General features: G+C 63.9%; 16 protein-coding genes. 6 read left to right on the forward strand and 10 right to left on the reverse strand.

The features are described from left to right. Positions 1-3 precede the first annotated feature (3 nt). Both maiA and NKH19_RS13090 read left to right on the forward strand, forming a co-directional pair. Positions 4-654: a maleylacetoacetate isomerase gene (gene maiA / locus NKH19_RS13085; protein ID WP_352867631.1), complete on the forward strand. Its 651-nt coding sequence runs from the start codon at positions 4-6 to the stop codon at positions 652-654. A gap of 120 nt (positions 655-774) precedes the next feature. Continuing rightward, the gene (locus tag NKH19_RS13090) at positions 775-1815 is read left to right on the forward strand and encodes a zinc-dependent alcohol dehydrogenase family protein (protein ID WP_352867629.1); all 1041 of its coding nucleotides are present in this window, start codon (positions 775-777) and stop codon (positions 1813-1815) included. A gap of 30 nt (positions 1816-1845) precedes the next feature. Here the strand turns inward: NKH19_RS13090 and NKH19_RS13095 are convergent, their stop codons facing one another. Further along, positions 1846-2709 (reverse strand): DMT family transporter, encoded by an 864-nt coding sequence (locus NKH19_RS13095; protein ID WP_352867627.1) that lies wholly within the window; start codon positions 2707-2709, stop codon positions 1846-1848. Positions 2710-2813: 104 nt separating this feature from the next. On the opposite strand from NKH19_RS13095, the gene NKH19_RS13100 reads away from it, so the two are divergent. Then, positions 2814-4217, forward strand: a complete 1404-nt coding sequence (locus NKH19_RS13100; RefSeq protein WP_352867624.1) for an aminotransferase-like domain-containing protein — start codon at positions 2814-2816, stop codon at positions 4215-4217. A 7-nt stretch (positions 4218-4224) separates the two neighbouring features. On the opposite strand, the gene NKH19_RS13105 is transcribed toward NKH19_RS13100, so the two are convergent. After that, positions 4225-5115, reverse strand: coding sequence for a LysR family transcriptional regulator (locus tag NKH19_RS13105; RefSeq protein ID WP_352867622.1), 891 nt, complete (start codon positions 5113-5115; stop codon positions 4225-4227). Between the two features lie 129 nt (positions 5116-5244). Here NKH19_RS13105 and NKH19_RS13110 point away from each other — a divergent pair, with 129 nt between their 5' ends. After that, entirely contained in the window at positions 5245-6699 is a 1455-nt protein-coding gene (locus NKH19_RS13110) for an MFS transporter (protein WP_352867620.1), read from the forward strand. Positions 6700-6918: 219 nt separating this feature from the next. Here NKH19_RS13110 and NKH19_RS13115 read toward each other — a convergent pair whose 3' ends face one another. The 3 genes from NKH19_RS13115 to NKH19_RS13125 all read right to left on the reverse strand — a co-directional run bounded on the left by NKH19_RS13115 (position 6919) and on the right by NKH19_RS13125 (position 9441). Beyond that, entirely contained in the window at positions 6919-7416 is a 498-nt protein-coding gene (locus NKH19_RS13115) for a MaoC family dehydratase (protein ID WP_352867617.1), read from the reverse strand. Between the two features lie 190 nt (positions 7417-7606). Then, complete coding sequence (locus NKH19_RS13120) at positions 7607-8035, reverse strand: phasin family protein (RefSeq protein WP_352867615.1); 429 nt, start codon at positions 8033-8035, stop codon at positions 7607-7609. A gap of 110 nt (positions 8036-8145) precedes the next feature. Further along, complete coding sequence (locus tag NKH19_RS13125; protein ID WP_352867613.1) at positions 8146-9441, reverse strand: DUF445 domain-containing protein; 1296 nt, start codon at positions 9439-9441, stop codon at positions 8146-8148. A 199-nt stretch (positions 9442-9640) separates the two neighbouring features. On the opposite strand from NKH19_RS13125, the gene rirA reads away from it, so the two are divergent. After that, positions 9641-10105 carry an iron-responsive transcriptional regulator RirA gene (gene rirA / locus NKH19_RS13130; protein WP_352982246.1) on the forward strand — a complete coding sequence of 155 codons (465 nt, stop codon included), beginning with the start codon at positions 9641-9643 and terminating at the stop codon, positions 10103-10105. On the opposite strand, the gene NKH19_RS13135 is transcribed toward rirA, so the two are convergent. From NKH19_RS13135 to hemP, 5 genes are all read right to left on the reverse strand, one after another. Further along, entirely contained in the window at positions 10102-10893 is a 792-nt protein-coding gene (locus tag NKH19_RS13135; protein WP_352867610.1) for a heme ABC transporter ATP-binding protein, read from the reverse strand. The genes rirA and NKH19_RS13135 overlap by 4 nt on opposite strands. Positions 10894-10916: 23 nt before the next feature. After that, positions 10917-12014: a FecCD family ABC transporter permease gene (locus NKH19_RS13140; RefSeq protein WP_352867609.1), complete on the reverse strand. Its 1098-nt coding sequence runs from the start codon at positions 12012-12014 to the stop codon at positions 10917-10919. Between the two features lie 11 nt (positions 12015-12025). Further along, positions 12026-12892 carry a heme/hemin ABC transporter substrate-binding protein gene (locus NKH19_RS13145; RefSeq protein WP_352867607.1) on the reverse strand — a complete coding sequence of 289 codons (867 nt, stop codon included), beginning with the start codon at positions 12890-12892 and terminating at the stop codon, positions 12026-12028. 71 nt (positions 12893-12963) lie between these two features. Continuing rightward, positions 12964-14025, reverse strand: coding sequence for a hemin-degrading factor (locus NKH19_RS13150; protein ID WP_352867605.1), 1062 nt, complete (start codon positions 14023-14025; stop codon positions 12964-12966). A 23-nt stretch (positions 14026-14048) separates the two neighbouring features. Beyond that, positions 14049-14255: a hemin uptake protein HemP gene (gene hemP, locus NKH19_RS13155; RefSeq protein WP_023757683.1), complete on the reverse strand. Its 207-nt coding sequence runs from the start codon at positions 14253-14255 to the stop codon at positions 14049-14051. A 198-nt stretch (positions 14256-14453) separates the two neighbouring features. Between hemP and NKH19_RS13160 the strand changes: the two genes are divergently transcribed. After that, the gene (locus tag NKH19_RS13160; protein ID WP_352867601.1) at positions 14454-16628 is read left to right on the forward strand and encodes a TonB-dependent hemoglobin/transferrin/lactoferrin family receptor; all 2175 of its coding nucleotides are present in this window, start codon (positions 14454-14456) and stop codon (positions 16626-16628) included. The last annotated feature ends 3 nt before the right edge of the window (positions 16629-16631 follow it).

Below are 16631 nucleotides of genomic sequence, written 5' to 3' on the forward strand. Positions count from 1 at the left end.
CGCATGAGCGAACTCATCCTGCACAATTACTATCGCTCCTCCACCTCCTACCGGGTGCGGATCGCGCTGGAGATGAAGGGGCTGAGCTACGACTACGTCCCGCATCATCTGCGCCATGGCGAGCATCTGGAACCGGCCTATCTCGCGGTCAATCCGCAAGGTCTGGTGCCGGCGCTGATCCTCGGCGACGGCAGGCTGCTGACGCAATCGCTGGCGATCATCGAATTCCTCGACGAGACCAGGCCCGAACCACCGCTGCTGCCAAGGGATGCGGCTGGCCGGGCACGCGTGAGGATGCTGGCGCAGATGATCGCCTGCGACATCCACCCGGTGAACAATCTGCGCGTGCTGACCTCGCTGCGCACGCTGTTCGGCGCCGGCGACGAGGACATCACCAACTGGTTCCGCCACTGGGTGAACGAGGGCTTTCAGCCGCTTGAGAAGATCCTGGTGTCGTCACCCGAGACGGGTACATTCTGCCATGGCGATACGCCGGGCCTGGCCGACATCTGCCTGGCCGCGCAGGTCACCAGCAACGCCCGGTTCGGGGTCGATCTGACGAATTACCCGACGATCGCGCGCATCAACGCCGCCTGCATGGCGCTGCCGGCCTTCCAGAAAGCCGCACCGCAGAACCAGATCGATGCCGAGTAGACTTCGTCCGCCCACGCATAGCGTCGGCGCCGGAACAGCAGCTCTGGCGGAATCGATTTCCGCTTGACCGGACAGGGAATCGGCTATCGTTTCCTGCAACGCAGCAGGGTGGAGTGACCGATGAGAGCCGTCGTCTTCGAGAAATTCGGCGAAGCGCCGACCATCCAGACCGTTCCCGATCCGAAGCCGGCAGCCGATGGCGTCGTCATCAAGGTCGAGGCGACAGGCCTGTGCCGCAGTGACTGGCATGGCTGGATGGGTCATGATGACGGCATTACGCTGCCGCACGTGCCGGGCCACGAACTGGCCGGAATCGTGGTCGCCGCCGGCAAGCAGGTTACCCGCTGGAAAGCCGGCGAGCGCGTCACCGTGCCGTTCGCCGTCGGCTGCGGCCGCTGCTTCGAGTGCAATTCGGGCAACCATCAGGTCTGCGAACACCAGACGCAACCTGGCTTCACCGGCTGGGGCTCGTTCGCCGAATATGTCGCCATCGAGCACGCCGACACCAATCTCGTGCGCTTGCCCGACGAGATGGAATTCGCCACCGCCGCCAGCCTCGGCTGCCGGTTCGTCACCTCGTTTCGCGCCATTGTCGATCAGGGCCGGGTGACACCGGGCGAATGGGTGGCGGTGCATGGCTGCGGCGGTGTCGGCCTGTCGGCGATTATGATCGCCAGCGCCATGGGCGCCAATGTCATCGCCATCGATCTCACCGACGAGAAGCTCAATTTCGCCAAAAAGATCGGCGCCGTCGCCACCATCAATGCGTCGAAGACGCCGAATGTGGTCAAGGCGGTCAAGCAGATCACCAATGGCGGCGCGCACATGTCGATGGATGCGCTCGGCCACCCCACCACCTCCTTCAACTCGATCTCCAATCTGCGCCGGCGCGGCCGCCATGTGCAGGTTGGCCTGATGCTGGGCGAGCATGCCCGGCCGCAGGTACCGATGGATAAGGTGATCGCCTTCGAACTCGAGATCCTCGGCAGCCACGGCATGCAGGCCTACCGCTACCAGGCGATGATGGACATGATCCGCAACGGCAAGCTCAAGCCCGAGCTGCTGGTCGGCAAGAAGATGAGCCTCGACGAGGCGCCCGCGGCCTTGATGGCGATGGGCGGCTTCGAGGGCATCGGCATCGGGGTTGTGACGAAGTTTTAGTCGGCAACGGTACGGTCGCCGGAGTCCGCTCTACCTCGCGAATTTCTTCGCGCCGAACACGCATAGCACCACGCCGAACGTGACTACAATCATCAGCGGGCTGACCTGCTCGTGCAGCAGCGTCGCCGCCAGGGCGAGGCCGAAGAAGGGCTGCAGCAGCTGCAGTTGCCCCACGGCGGCGATGCCGCCTTGCGCCAGGCCGCGATACCAGAAGACGAAGCCGATCAGCATGCTGAACAGCGAGACATAGGCAAGACCGATCCAGGCGCTGGAGCCGACGCCGGCAAAGGACGGCGGCTGCGTCGCAAAAGTCAGCACCAGCATGATCGGCAGCGACAGCACGAGCGCCCAGCAGATCACTTGCCAGCCGCCGAGCCTGCGGGACAGCGCGGCACCCTCGGCGTAGCCCAGACCGCAGGCGACGATGGCGGCGAGCATCAGACCGTCGCCGACCGGCGAGGCGGTCACCCCCTGCGTCAGGGCAAAACCCGCGACCAGAGCGCTGCCCACGCATGAAAACAGCCAGAATGCCGGGCGCGGACGGTCGCCACCGCGCAGCACGCCGAAGATCGCGGTCGCCAGCGGCAGCAAGCCGACGAAGATGATGGAATGGGCCGTGGTGACGTGCTTCAGCGCCAGGGCGGTCAGCATGGGAAAACCAACGACGACGCCGAGCGCGACGATCACCAGCGACGGCAGGTCGCCGCGCTCCGGACGTTTCTGCCGGAACAGGAGCAGCAGCGCGAGGCCAAGCAGTCCGGCAATCGCCGCTCGGGCCGACGTCAGGAATGTCGGATCGAAATCCTTCACCGCCACGCGCGTCGCCGGCAGCGAACCGCTGAAGATCAACACGCCGATGAATCCGTTCATCCAGCCGCCCGCGGTCTTGTCCATCCTATGCTCCGTTTGTCGGCTCTGTATCGTGCGGAGCCCGTGGCATTGCCAGAGACAATGCGGTACAGTTATGCAAAACTGTCACGGTCGGACGAGCAGTACGGATGGACAAACAGACCACAGGAAGCGAGAGCAGCGGAACGCTCGTCGAAGGCGTGATGGCGACGATCCGCCAGCGGATCGCGGCGCGCAGCCTGACGCCGGGAGCACGACTGCCCTCGATCCGCGCCTTCGCCAAATCGATGCAGGTGTCCAAATCCACCGTGGTCGAAGCCTATGAGCGGCTCGCCGCCGAAGGCGCGATCCGCTCCCGGCCGGGCTCGGGCTTCTATGCCGCCGGCTCGCTAGCGCCGCTGTCGCTGGCCGAGATTGGGCCTCGCCTCGACCGCGCCGTCGATCCGCTCTGGATTTCGCGCCAGTCGCTGGAAGCAGGCGATCACATGCTGAAGCCCGGCTGCGGCTGGTTGCCGGCCTCGTGGATGCCCCAGGCGGGACTGCGCCGGGCACTGCGCACGGTAGCGCGTGCCGACGATGTCGCGCTGGCCGACTACGGCACGCCGCTCGGCCTGCCGCCGCTGCGGCAATTGCTGGCGCGGCGCATGGCCGGGCACGGCATCGAAGCCTCCCCCGAGCAGATCATGCTGACGGAGTCGGGCACGCAGGCCATCGACCTGCTGTGCCGCTTCCTGATCGAACCCGGCGACACGGTGCTGGTCGACGACCCCTGCTATTTCAACTTCCACGCTCTGCTGCGCGCCCACAGGGCCAAGGTCGTCAGCATCCCCTACACGCCGTCGGGGCCGGATATCGACCTGTTCGCGCAGGCGTTGGCCGAGCATCGGCCGCGCCTCTACATCACCAACTCCGCCATCCACAATCCGACCGGCGCGGTCCTGTCGCCGGTCACCGCGCACCGCCTGCTCAAGCTCGCCGACCAATCGGATCTGACCATCGTCGAGGATGATATCTTCGCCGATTTCGAACATGCCCCTGCCCCCAGGCTGGCGGCGTTCGATGGGCTGAGCCGCGTCGTCCATATCGGCAGCTTCTCCAAGACACTATCGGCCTCGGTTCGCTGCGGCTTCATCGCGGCACCCCGCGACTGGATCGAGCCCCTGACCGACCTCAAGATCGCCACCACCTTCGGCGGCGGCCGGCTGGCGGCCGAACTTGTGCTGACGCTGCTGAAGGACGGCAGCTATCGCAAGCACATGGATTTGCTGCGGGCACGGCTTTCGCGCGCGATGGACGAGACGAGCGCCCGCCTGAAGGCGATCGGCATCACGCCCTGGATCGACCAGCCTGCTGGCCTGTTCCTGTGGTGCCGCCTGCCGGATGGCGTTGATGCGGCCGAAGTGGCCCGCCGCGCTTTGGCCGACAACATCGTGCTGGCGCCGGGCAACGCGTTCAGCCTGTCCGGAACGGCCAGCCGCTTCCTGCGCTTCAACGTTGCCCAATGCGCGGACGAGCGGATTTTCAAGGCGCTCGAGGCGGCGATGGAGCGTTGATTGCCGGTCACCGCGCCGCACAGACCTCCCGCACGCAGTCGCGTAGCCAGCGCTGCGCCGGATCGGTATCGAGGCGCGGATGCCACAGCATGGAGATGGTGACCTCCTCAGTGGCAACCGGCAGGGGAAAACTATGCATGCCGGCGCGTGCGCCCTCGGTATGCCGCTCGGGCACACTGGCGATCAGGTCTGATGTGCGGGCCATGGCAAGGGCTGCCGAGAACCCCGAAACCATGCACACGACTGTGCGCCGCAGCCCGAGCAGGTTCAGGGCCTCGTCGATCGGCCCTTTCTCGCGGCCACGCCGTGAAACGCTGATGTGCCGGCCTGCCGCATAGCGCTCTGGCGTCACCGCGCCCTCACACAAGGGATGGCCCGCTCGCACGGCGCCGATGAAGCGGTCGCGAAGCAATGCCTGGATGCGCACCTCCGGTCCGGTCTCGCCAGCGACGCCTATGTCCAGATCGATCGCCGCGTCGCGCAGCGACGTCACGTCCTTGTCGGACTTCGGTGCAAAGCGCAGCCGCACGCCGGGCGCATCGGCCTGGATACGGGCGACGAGACGAGGCGCGAATTCCTCGACGAAACTCTCATTGGTGCGCAGCGTGAAGATCCTGTCCAGGCTCCAGAGATCAAGCAGGGTGGCAGGACGCAGCAAAGCTTCCGCGTCCTGAACGACACGACCAACCTGCCGTCGCAGTTCTTCCCCACGCGGCGTCGCCACAAGGCCGCGACCGGCGCGAACCAGCAGCGGATCGCTCGTTGCGTCGCGCAGCCGCGCCAGCGTGCGGCTCATCGCCGAGGGGCTGAGCCGCAGACGGCTGGCTGCACGCGCCACGCTGCCTTCCGCCAGCAGGACATCGAGTGCAAAGAGCAGATTGAGATCGGGTGATGTCATCGGCGGATCATGGCATGATATGGCGCCAAACGCACGAATAAGATGCAAACGCTGCGCCTTTCGCCACATCAACCAAGGGGCTAGATCTCCGCTAGCTCCGGTACTGGAGTTGATGGAAAGGAGTTCGCCGTGGCAATCGCTGAGCAAAATCGGGACGGGCGCGCATCGGCGCTGCCACAGATGCAATCCGCCCGCTGGGCGCTGGCAAGCCTGTCGCTCGCAACGCTGCTGTCGTCGCTGGGAACCAGCATTGCCAGCGTCGGCCTACCGTCGCTGATGCAAACGTTCGGCGCGTCATTCCAGTCCGTGCAATGGGTCGTTCTGGCCTATCTGCTCGCCATTACCACCCTGATCGTCAGCGCCGGACGGCTGGCCGACATGTTCGGGCGCCGGCCGTTGCTGCTTGGCGGCATCGCGCTGTTCACATCGGCATCGGTGCTCTGCGGCCTGGCGCCGACGCTCTGGCTGCTGATCGCCGCGCGGGCCGTACAGGGACTTGGCGCGGCGCTGATGATGGCGCTGACGCTGGCCTTTGTCGCCGAAACGGTGAGCAAGGAACGGACCGGCAGCGCCATGGGCCTGCTCGGCGCCATGTCCGCGATCGGGACGACACTCGGCCCTTCGCTAGGCGGCCTTTTGATCGCCGGCTTCGGCTGGCGAGCGATCTTCCTCGTCAATGTCCCGATGGGTGTGCTCACCTTCGCTCTCGCCTGGCGTGCCTTGCCGGCGCGTAGCAAGGCAGCGCGGGTCGACGGAGGCACGTTCGATGTCATTGGCACGGCCCTGCTGGCCCTGACATTGGCCGCCTATGCACTGGCCATGACGCTTGGCAGGGGCAATTTCGGCGCGCTCAACATCAGCCTGCTGGTCACGGCCGGCATCGGCTTTTTTCTTTTCGCCGCCGTGCAGGCGAAAGTGAAAAACCCCTTGATCCAGCTTGCCAGCTTCCGCGACCTCCAACTGAGCGCCAGTCTCGCCATGAGCCTCGTCGTCGCCACGGTGATGATGGCGACCCTGGTGGTGGCCCCGTTCTACCTGTCCAGCGGGCTCGGCCTGGATGCGGCGATGGTCGGTCTCGTGCTGTCGACCGGCCCGCTGGTCTCGGCGCTGTCGGCATTGGTAGCCGGACGCCTCACTGATCGCTTCGGCGCCCACAGGATGATGGTCGCCGGTCTGCTCAGCCTCGCCACGGGAACGCTCCTGCTGTCGCTGGCCATGACGAAACTCGGCATTGCCGGCTATGTCGTCCCGATCACCGTCACCTGTATTGGTTACGCGCTGTTCCAGACATCCAACAATGCAGCCGTCATGACCGGTATCAGTGCCGGCCAGCGCGGCGTCGTTTCCGGCCTGCTCAACCTTTCGCGCAATCTCGGTCTTATCACCGGCGCATCGTTGATGGGCGCCATATTCGCCATCGCATCGGCCGAAGGGCACGTAGGCATTGGTCTTCTGAGTTCCGAGGCCGCCGCCCGGGGAATGCAGGTCACATTTCAGACGGCAACGGTGCTGGCGCTGGTCGCGCTGTTCCTCGCACTGCTCTCGGCCCGCGCCGTAGGCCGAGCGAAACCCAATGTTTCGTAAGGCGCGACCTGTTCGATCGAGGCATGAGGCCCCGGTGGACGCCGCTTAGAGCCCTGTTTCGAAATTCGCTCTGGCGAGTCATATGGTGGTGGTTTCGAGAACCGTAGCGCAGCGGACATTTGGTCCGTGGGCTCAGTTCTACCGCGTCGACGCAGCAGAACTGGGAAGCGCAGAAAACGCCATCAGATGGCCGCCGGAGTAGAATTTCCAAATAGTCTCTCAGGCCCCTGCCCGCTTGCGGCGCTCATAGAGCATGACCAGGGTTTCAGCCATCAGAGCGGGCTTTTCCTCGCCTTCGATCTCGACCGTGTTGGCAGCCTTCATCAGATACTGGCCGGGACCCCTGTCCTCCATCGACAGCAGCGTGGTGCGCAGCCTGATGCGCGCGCCGACCTTGACCGGTGCTAGGAAGCGCACCTTGTCGAAGCCATAATTGAAGGCGGCCTGCGTATTCTCGGGCACGATGCCCATGCCGAGCGCCAGCGCGCCGATGATCGAAAGCGTCAGATAGCCATGTGCGATCGTCGTGCGGAACGGGCTTTGCCGCCGTGCCCGCTCAGGATCGACATGAATCCATTGATGGTCGCCCGTGCATTCGGCGAACTGGTTGATGCGGTTCTGATCGACCGTCGTCCATTCCGACACACCGAGCTCTTGCCCGGCCATCGTCCTCAACTGGTCGAAGGTCGGCGGCGTTTTAGGCCGTATTTCAGTCATTCCTGCTTTCCCGATCGCTTCCAAAGCCTCCGACCACGAACAGGCGGCCTCTGTCAATTCGCCCTGCGTGAATCCGTTCCGCCGAATCCGGCAGCAATCGTGCCATCCTCCCAGCGCAACGGCAGGTCAAATCGGGATTTCTCGGTTTTCAGGGCATCCGGCAGTAACGAGCCGGCCCCGGCCACATCTGCTACTTCTTCTCGTAGCCGGCGCGGATCTCCACCATCGCCTCCTTGATCCGCGTGCGCAGGATGTCGACCGATTCGGTGCCGGATTTCCTGACCAGTTCAGCTACTTCGCCGGCACTCTTCAACGCGGATTCAAAGGACTTTCTGGCAAACTCCGTCTGTTTGGCCATCAATTCCTGCGGATTGCCTGGCGTCCTGTAGCTTTGCGCCATCTCAGTGACCTCACGCAGCGTGTCCTGCAACATCTCGCGTTGCCTGGACAACAGCGAGGACGCGCCGGCGGCACCGGCTCGTGCCGATTTCTCCAGCGCGTCGAGGTTCTTGCGATGATGGTCGAGGATCGCCTCGACATCGACATTGGACACCTTCAGGTCGCGGCCGAACCTGCCGAACATGTCCATGAAGGAATCGGATTCCGGTTGTTTTGCCATGCTCTTTGCTCGCCCTTGCCGCGGATGCGGGCGCCCTCAAGGAGAGAATAGCACTCGCGTGCCGCGAGTCCATTCGGGCGCTGTGGAATGAGCGCCAGCCTCACCGCGCATCAATTCACCAGGAACAGCCGCTCGGCCACGTAGAGCACGACACCCGCGAGCCCACCGATGATCATGCCGTTGAAGCGGATGTATTGCAGATCCCTGCCGATGTTCATCTCGATCAGCCGCGTCAGCTGCGCAAGGTCCCAGCGCTTGACCTGGTCGGCGATGAATGTCGACACGCCGCTCTTCTGGCTCTCCACGAACGATGCGAGCGCCACCACGAATCCTTGGTTCATGTCGGCCCGGATCTGCGCATCGCTGGCCAGATGCCGCCCGACCTCGACGAACATGTTGGCAAGATGCGCGCGGATAACCGAATTCGGCGCCTTGGCGTCCTGCTCGATGAACCGGCTGAGGCTTGCCCACATGTCGCCGGCCAATCCCTTGACCTCCGGCCGTGCCAGGAAATCGCGCTTCAGCTTCTCGGCGCGTTTGGCGTATTGCTTCGATGTCCTCAGCTTTTCGATGAAGCCTTGAGCGAAACGGTCGAATTCGGCGCGCATCGGGTGGTCGGGATCGGCCCTCACCTCGTCGAGCAGCGAACCGGCCGAAGCGACGATCTTCTTCAGGAGGTAGGCGTCGGCGCGAAACAGGTTGAACAGCGACGGCAATTCCTCGCGGATTTTCTCGCGCATCGTCGCCAGCGCCTGTTCGTCGTTGAGAAAACGGCCGATCACCTTGGTGAATTCATCGAACAGTTTCTGGTGGCGGCGATCGTCGGTGAGCGCCGACAACAGCTCGGCCGCCAGCGGCGCCAGTGGCACCTTCTCGATCTGCTCCAGCATGCGGCTGGTGACGAAGCCGCGCAGGCCGGATTGCTCGACGGCGGCCAGTGTCTGCGGCACCAGCCGCACGACGAAGCGCGACAGGTCGGCGGCGCGCTCGGTATCGGCCAGCCAATCGGCGACGAGCGCCGAAAAATCGACCTCCGCAAGCTTTTCGCGCACCGGCTCGGGCGCCAGGAAGTTGACCTCGATGAAGCGGCCGAGATTGTCGGCGATGCGATTCTGGTTCTCGGGGATGATGGCGGTGTGCGGGATCGGCAGCCCCAACGGTCGCCTGAACAGCGCCACCACGGCATACCAGTCGGCCAGGCCGCCTATGGTCGCGGCCTCGGCAAAGGCGGCGACGAACCCGAGCCACGGATAGCCATGCTCGAACGACTTGGCTATGGCGAAGACGAGAACGCACAGCGCCAGTGCGGCTGTTGCCGCGAATTTGGTGCGCCGCAGGGCCGAAAGCTTGGCATTCGCGTCGCTACCGGTTCGCGAAGGGGTCATGGCCTGGGCCGATTGTGCCATGGTCGAGCTGCTCCTCGTCGGTTGCGGGCTAATCTAGTATCTCGTTTGCCCGAATGCCCGCCCTGTCCCGCGCGGTCACGGTTTTCTCCGGTCTTGCACATAAGTTGACGAGAATATTCACCTATTATGGCGCGCTAGTCTGGAATTATTCCAAGGTATGGGCCATATTCGATTCAACCTATTGCTTTGCGAGGACAAAATGCGGTTAACGCGCCAGACCAATTATGCCATGCGCATCCTGATGTATTGCGCGGCAAACGATGACCGGTTGAGCCGCATCCCCGAGATCGCCGCCGCTTATTCGGTGTCGGAACTGTTCCTGTTCAAGATCCTGCAGCCACTTGTCGAGCACAGTCTTGTCCAGACCGTGCGCGGCAGGAATGGAGGCGTCAAGCTTGGCCGGGCGGCCGAAGCCATCAGCCTGTTCGATGTCGTGCGCGTGACGGAAGAGAGCTTCGCCATGGCCGAATGCTTCGAGAACGACGCCGCAGAGTGCCCGCTGGTCGACAGCTGTGCGCTGAATTCGGCGTTGCGCGAGGCACTGAACGCGTTCTTCGCGGTGCTGGAGCGCTACACGATCGCCGATCTCGTGGCGGCGCGGCCGAATGTGCGCAACCTGCTCGGCATCGACATGCTGATGGAGCGCCGAGCCCCGGCTGCCTAACCGACTGACGATTGCGGCAGCACGAACGGCATGTTCCCGGCCGGCAGCACGCCGACCCGGAGCCGGCAGTCGAACACTTTTTCGATCAGGTCATCGCTCAGCACATCTTTAGGCGATCCGGTGGCGGCCAGCCGGCCGCGATGCATGACGAAGATCCGGTCTGCATACATGGCCGTCAGATTGAGGTCGTGCAGGATGGCGACCACGCCGCCGCCCCTTCTGGCGAAGTCGCGGGCAATGTTCATGATGATCAGCTGGTGCTTGATGTCGAGACTGGAAACCGGCTCGTCGAGGAACAGATAGCGCGGTTTGCCGTCGAGCACCGGCGCCCAGACCTGGCACAGCACGCGCGCAAGCTGGACGCGCTGCTGCTCGCCGCCGGAAAGCTCCTGGTAGAAACGTCCGGCAAAGCCGTCGAGATCGACGCGTGTAAGCGCCCGCTCCGGCAGCCGCGCATCCTCGCCCGGCAGGACGCCCGAGCGGCCGCTGACAAGGCCAAGCTTGACCACTTCTCGCACCGTGAACGGGAACGACAGCGTCGTCGCCTGCGGCAGCACCGCGCGCTGGACGGCGGTCTCGATCGGCTTCATCGCGCGGAGATCACGGCCATTGAGGGCGACGCGCCCGGTGTAGGCGAGTTCGCCGGAAAGCGCCTTGAGGAAGGTCGTCTTTCCCGAACCATTGGGGCCGACGATGGCGGCGATCTCACCGGCGCGCGCGTGGAAATCGACACCGCTGACGATGGGCTTGCCGGCGATATCAACCGAAACGTCCCTTGCCTCGATCATCCCAACTCTCGCAACTAAACGACTCACAGGTCGACTACGCCGCGCTTGCGCAGCAGGATCCAAAGGAAGAACGGCGCCCCGGCGATCGCGGTGACGATGCCGATCGGCAGTTCGGCCGGCGCCACGATGGTACGCGCGACCGCGTCTGCCAGAAGCAGCAATGAGGCGCCGAGCAGCGCCGACGCCGGCAGCAGATAGCGATTGTCCGGACCGATCAGCAGGCGCAGCAGATGCGGCACGACGATGCCGACGAAACCGATGCCTCCGCTGACGGCGACGGACGCGCCGACCGCCGCCGAGACACCGATGATGGCCGTGTATTTCAGCCGCTGCACCGGAATGCCGAGATGGCCGGCGGTCGCCTCGCCCAGCGCCAGCGCGTTGAGGCCGCGTGCCAGGAACGGCATCGCCGCCAGCGCCAGCACGATGATCGGCCCGACGGAGGCAATCTTCGCCCAGGTCGCACCGCCGAGCGATCCGAGTGACCAAAAGGTCAGGTCGCGCAACTGGCGATCGTCGGCCATGAAGATGAGGATGCCGGTCAGCGCCATGGCGAGCGCCGCCAGTGCGATGCCGGCGAGCAGCATGGTGGCGACCGAGGTTCGCCCCCGTCGAGTCGCGACCTGATAAAGCACCAGCGTCGTGGCGAGCCCGCCACAGAAGGCCGCCAGCGGCAGTGCAAGCGTGCCGAGCAAGGCTGTCACCGGAGCCAATATCGTGGCGCCGAGCACGATGACGACAACCGCGCCGAGGCTGGAGCCAGCCGAAACGCCAATGAGGCCGGGGTCGGCCAGCGGATTGCGGAACAACCCCTGCATGACCGCGCCGGAAACCGCGAGCGCCGCGCCGACCAGCATGCCGAGAATGATGCGCGGCAGGCGGATGTCGTAGACGATCAGGCTGTCGCGGGCACTCAAGGCGGCGTTATCAGGCACTGTGCCGAACAGCCAGCCGCCGATGACGCTGACGGCCGATGCGTCCGACGCCCCCGATGTCAGCGACAGAAAAACGGCAGCCGCGAGCCCCAGGCACAACAGAAGAATGACGATGCGGGCGCGGCCCGACCGGTCGCCTTCGGATTCGCTCGCCATCACCGGACCGGCGATCGATTGATCGACCATGATCTGCCTGCTCAATCCGTGACCTGCCCGCCATAAAGCGAGACAGCGAGGTCGTGGATGGCATCGGCCGTGCGTGGCCCGAAGCCGAGCAGATAGCCGCCATCGATGCGGATCAGCTTGCGCGCGGTTCCGGCCGGCGTCGAGGCGATCGACGGATTGCCGAACAATTCGTCGTCCGATACCGGAGGCCCGGCATTGCTCATCATCAGGATCACGTCCGGCCTGGCGGTGACAACAGCCTCGTCGGACATTTGCTTGTAGCCGGAAAAGCCCTCGACCGCGTTGACGCCGCCAGCCAGTTTGACCATGCCGTCGGCGGCGGTCTCGCTGCCGGCCGCCAGGATCTTGCCGCCCTGTATCGACAGCACGAAAAGGATGCGCTTGCGCTCCTTGATCGACGCCGTCTGCTGTTCGGCTGCCGTGAGCTTGGCGTCAAGCTCCTTGGCCAGCACCTCGGCCTTGGCGTCGACGCCGAGTGCCTCGCCGACGATGCGGACCTTCTCGAGGATGCCTTCGTGGCTATAGTGCTCGGGCACTTCGATGAACGGGATGCTCGTCTTCTTCAAGACATCGACGGCTTCCTTGGGACCGCTGCCGTGCAGCGCCAGGATGCCGGTCGGGTTTACCGACAGGACGCCTTCCGGCGAAAGGGCGCGCATATAGCCGACATCAGGCAGCGCGAGCGCCGCCTTCGGATACCGGCTGGTGGAATCGCGCGCCACCAGATGCTTCTCCTCGCCGAGCGCATAGACGATCTCGGTGATCGAGCCGCCAATGGCCGCTATCCTCGAAGGATCGGCAAACACGGCCGTGCCTTCGGCGGCGCTGACAGGTTGCAGCGCGACGAAAGCAAGGGACAGACCGATCGCCGGTGCCATTGCCGATCTTAAAACGGGCGCCAAGCCAAGGACAGGCGCCAGTCTGGAAAAGGAAACCATGGCTGTAGTCCTCAGGCTGCGGTCGGGCTTGGGATGCGCGGCAGGTTTTCCGCCAGGAATCGCCAGTCGTCACGCTCGCTTTCGCCTTCATGACGCTTGCCGAAGAACTGGATAATCATCTTGCCGTCGGCGTCATAGACCTCGAGCGAGGTGACATGACCGTCCTTGGTCGGCTTGCGCACGGCCCAGACCTCGTGGATGTGGTCGGTTCGCAGGTGCAGGTGGAAGGTTTCGTCCAGCACGTTGATCCACGGTCCCATCGGCTCGATCGATTTGACCGGGCCGGAATGGATCTGGATGCAGCCGCGGTTTCCCACAAAGCACATGATCGGCATCTCGCCCTCCGCGGCATGGTGGAACATGGCCCGGACAGCGTCATTGTCGAGCAGCCAGGCATAGTCCTGGCCGACCATTCGCACCGCCTGCCGGCGGCTGAGCTTCAGCGTCTTCAGCATGCCGAAGAATTGGTGCACGTCGGTCAGCCGGCTCCAGCGGTCGCGCAGGTCGTCGAGATTGGCGGTCGTTTCATCGCCATGGTTCTCGTCATCGGAGAATGGCCCTGAAATATCGACCGTCGGCTCCTGGTTGGACGATTCGAGCGCGGCGACCAGCGTCTGATAGGCGTAGAGGCTGGAGGCCGGCCGCAGATGCACCTTGTGCACGGCTTCGCCTGCCGCGTCGAAGAACTGCAGGCTGCGGCGGATCTCGTCGCCATCGCGCTTTTCCACGGCAAAGCCGTGTGCCCACACCTTCGGGAAGATGCGCAGATCGATGTTTTCGCCAAGCACCATGGCATTGTGGTTGCCGGTGACGACCTTGTCATAGACGCCGATCTTTTCGTGCACCGCGCTTTCATTGCGGGTCAGCGCCATGACCTCGCCGACGGCCTCGAGGCCGGTCAAAAGATCGTTGACGCGCGGCTCGATACGGATGACGCCATCGCCGCAATGCGCGGCGACCAGCTCGGCCTCCGAAATGCCGAGCTGGGCAGCCAGATCACGCTCGCGCGTCTTCGGATTGTCTGTCCGTGCCCGCCGGATTTCATGCGGGGCGGGTTTTACGCGCTGGTCCATGTCTCGGTCCCTATTGCCTTGCCTTACTTGTTGAGAATGAGCTTGCCCTGCCGGGTGATCTTCAGCCGGTAGAGCGCGCCATGATGCTCGATGCCGATCTCGTGCTCGCCTTGGAACAGGGTGTTGCTGGACAGGGTTCGTACCGCCAGCGGAACCCGGTCGAAACGGGCGGAGGCATCGTCGGAACGGCGGACGCGATAGCGAAAATCGTTGGGATTGTGGGTGTTCATCTGGATCGATCCCTTTCCTGTGCCGGGCGTCTGGCTAGGCGTTGCGTAATCCGATTCATATCTTGACTTGAATAGTCATGTTTACTAGTCAGTGCAATACCGGATTAAACGAGTCAAGATTTAAGACGCCGGACACGATCAAAAATGCCAGCCAGCCCCGGGCCAGCCAGCATGAAACCTGGATTTTGGAGTTGGGGCATGGGGTTGGTGAATTGGGAATGGCGCGGCCGGTCGGCGGCGAACGGCGCGGCGGCTTTGCTGGCAAGCGTGGCGGCGATTGCCTTGTCGGCGCAACTGGCCAACGCTCAGCAGGCGGCGGACCAGCAGACAGATCAAATGAAGAAGGCTGACGAGGCCGCACCAGCGGGCGCAACGCTGCTCGACAAGATCCTCGTCATCAGCCGCACCGGCGAGACGGCGATCGAATCGCTCGCCTCTGCCAGCCATGTCGATCAGGAACAGCTCGACCGCCGCATGGCGACGACGCCGAACGAGATGCTGCTCGGGGTGCCCGGTGTCGCGGCGCAGGCCGACGCAAGGCGCGTCGGCACCAGCATCAACATCCGCGGCCTGCAGGATTTCGGCCGCGTCGCGGTCATCGTCGACGGCGCCCGTCAGAACTTCCAGCGTTCCGACCACGGCACGCAGTCGACTTTCTACATCGACCCCGAGCTCGTCAAATCCGTCGACCTGATCCGCGGTCCGGTCGCCAACACCTATGGCTCGGGCGCCATTGGCGGCGTCGTCTTCTTCGACACCAAGGATGCCCAGGATTTCCTCAAGCCTGACGAGACATGGGCTGGTTCCGTCACGGGACGCTATGAGAGCAACGGCAAGGGCTGGACATCAAGTGCATCCGGCGCCTACCGCTTCAACGAGAACTGGGACGCGCTCGGCAACATCGTCTACCGCAACTATGACGACTACAAGGATGGCGGTGGCGACACCGTCAAGGGCACCGGCTTCGACGTGCTCAGCGGCCTGCTCAAGACCACCATCCGGCCGACAGACAACAGCGAGCTGAAGCTCGGCTGGGTCGGCTCAAGCGACGGCTGGAACGAGATCAGCGGCGGCGCGCCGGTGAATGACATCGACCTGAAGTCGAATACCTTCACGGCGCGCTACAACATCACGGACGAGGACAAGAGCTGGCTCGATCTCCACATCAACACCTCCTACAACAAGACCAACCTCGATCTGACCAGCCTTGTCCCGCAAAACCGGTTTGATCCGGTCACCGGTCTACCCGTTGTCTTGCCGGCAGGATCGAAGTCGACATTCGACGTCGGCACGACCGGTATCGACATCTGGAACACATCCCGCTTCGAAACGGGCGGCATCGCGCATGAGCTGACATATGGCGGCGACTGGGTCGGCGACAACGTCAAGACGGGCGGTGCGGCCGGCGGCGACAGCTTCTACACGCCGTCGGGCAAGCGCAACGTCTCCGGCGCCTATGTCCAGGACAAGCTCACCTGGGAGTGGCTCGAAGTCATCGCCGGGCTGCGCTACGACAGTTACAGCCTGAAGGACGATTCACACGAGACATCCGGTGACAGGGTGTCGCCTCGTATCACCGTCGGTGTTTCGCCGTTCGATTCGGCAGGCCTCGCGGGCCTTCAGTTCTATGGCACCTATGCGGAAGGCTATCGCTCGCCGTCGATCACCGAGACGCTGATCAGCGGCAATCACCCGGCAGGCGTCAGCTTCCCGTTCCTGCCCAATCCCAATCTGCGGCCCGAGACCGGCAAGACGACCGAATTCGGCATCAACTACAAGCAGAACGACATCATCGACGCTGGCGACGCGTTTCGTCTCAAGGCCGCGTATTTCAACAACGATGTCGATGACTATATCGATGGCGTGACGCTGTCGCCGTTCGATCCGACCAGCGGCTGCCCGTTTGGCCCAGGCATCCCGATCTGCTTCCAGTATCAGAATTTCGCCAAGGCCAAGATCAACGGCTTCGAGATGGAAGGCGTTTACGACGCGGCATGGGGCTATGCCGGACTTTCGGCCTCCATCATCAACGGTCACACGATCTCATATGAGGGCGACCGGGCAGATCTCGCCACCATCCCCTCCTCCCAGGTCACGGCACAGCTCGGCTTGCGCTTCCTGGAGGACAAACTGACCGTCGGTGGCGAAGTGCAGTACAATGGCAAGCCGAAGGGCAATGCGATGGCCAAGGACTACACGCTGGTCAATGCCTTCGCGAGCTATCAGGCGACCGACAATCTCAAGGTCGATTTCCGCGCCGACAATCTGTTCGATGTCAAATACGCCAACCCGCTCAACGGCGGCACGACGGTTGCGGTCTATGAGCCCGGCATCACGTTGAAGCTGGCGGCAACGATGCGGTTTGGAGGCTGACGA

Origin of the sequence: Mesorhizobium sp. M1338 (assembly GCF_040318045.1) — a bacterium.
Taxonomy (GTDB): domain Bacteria; phylum Pseudomonadota; class Alphaproteobacteria; order Rhizobiales; family Rhizobiaceae; genus Mesorhizobium.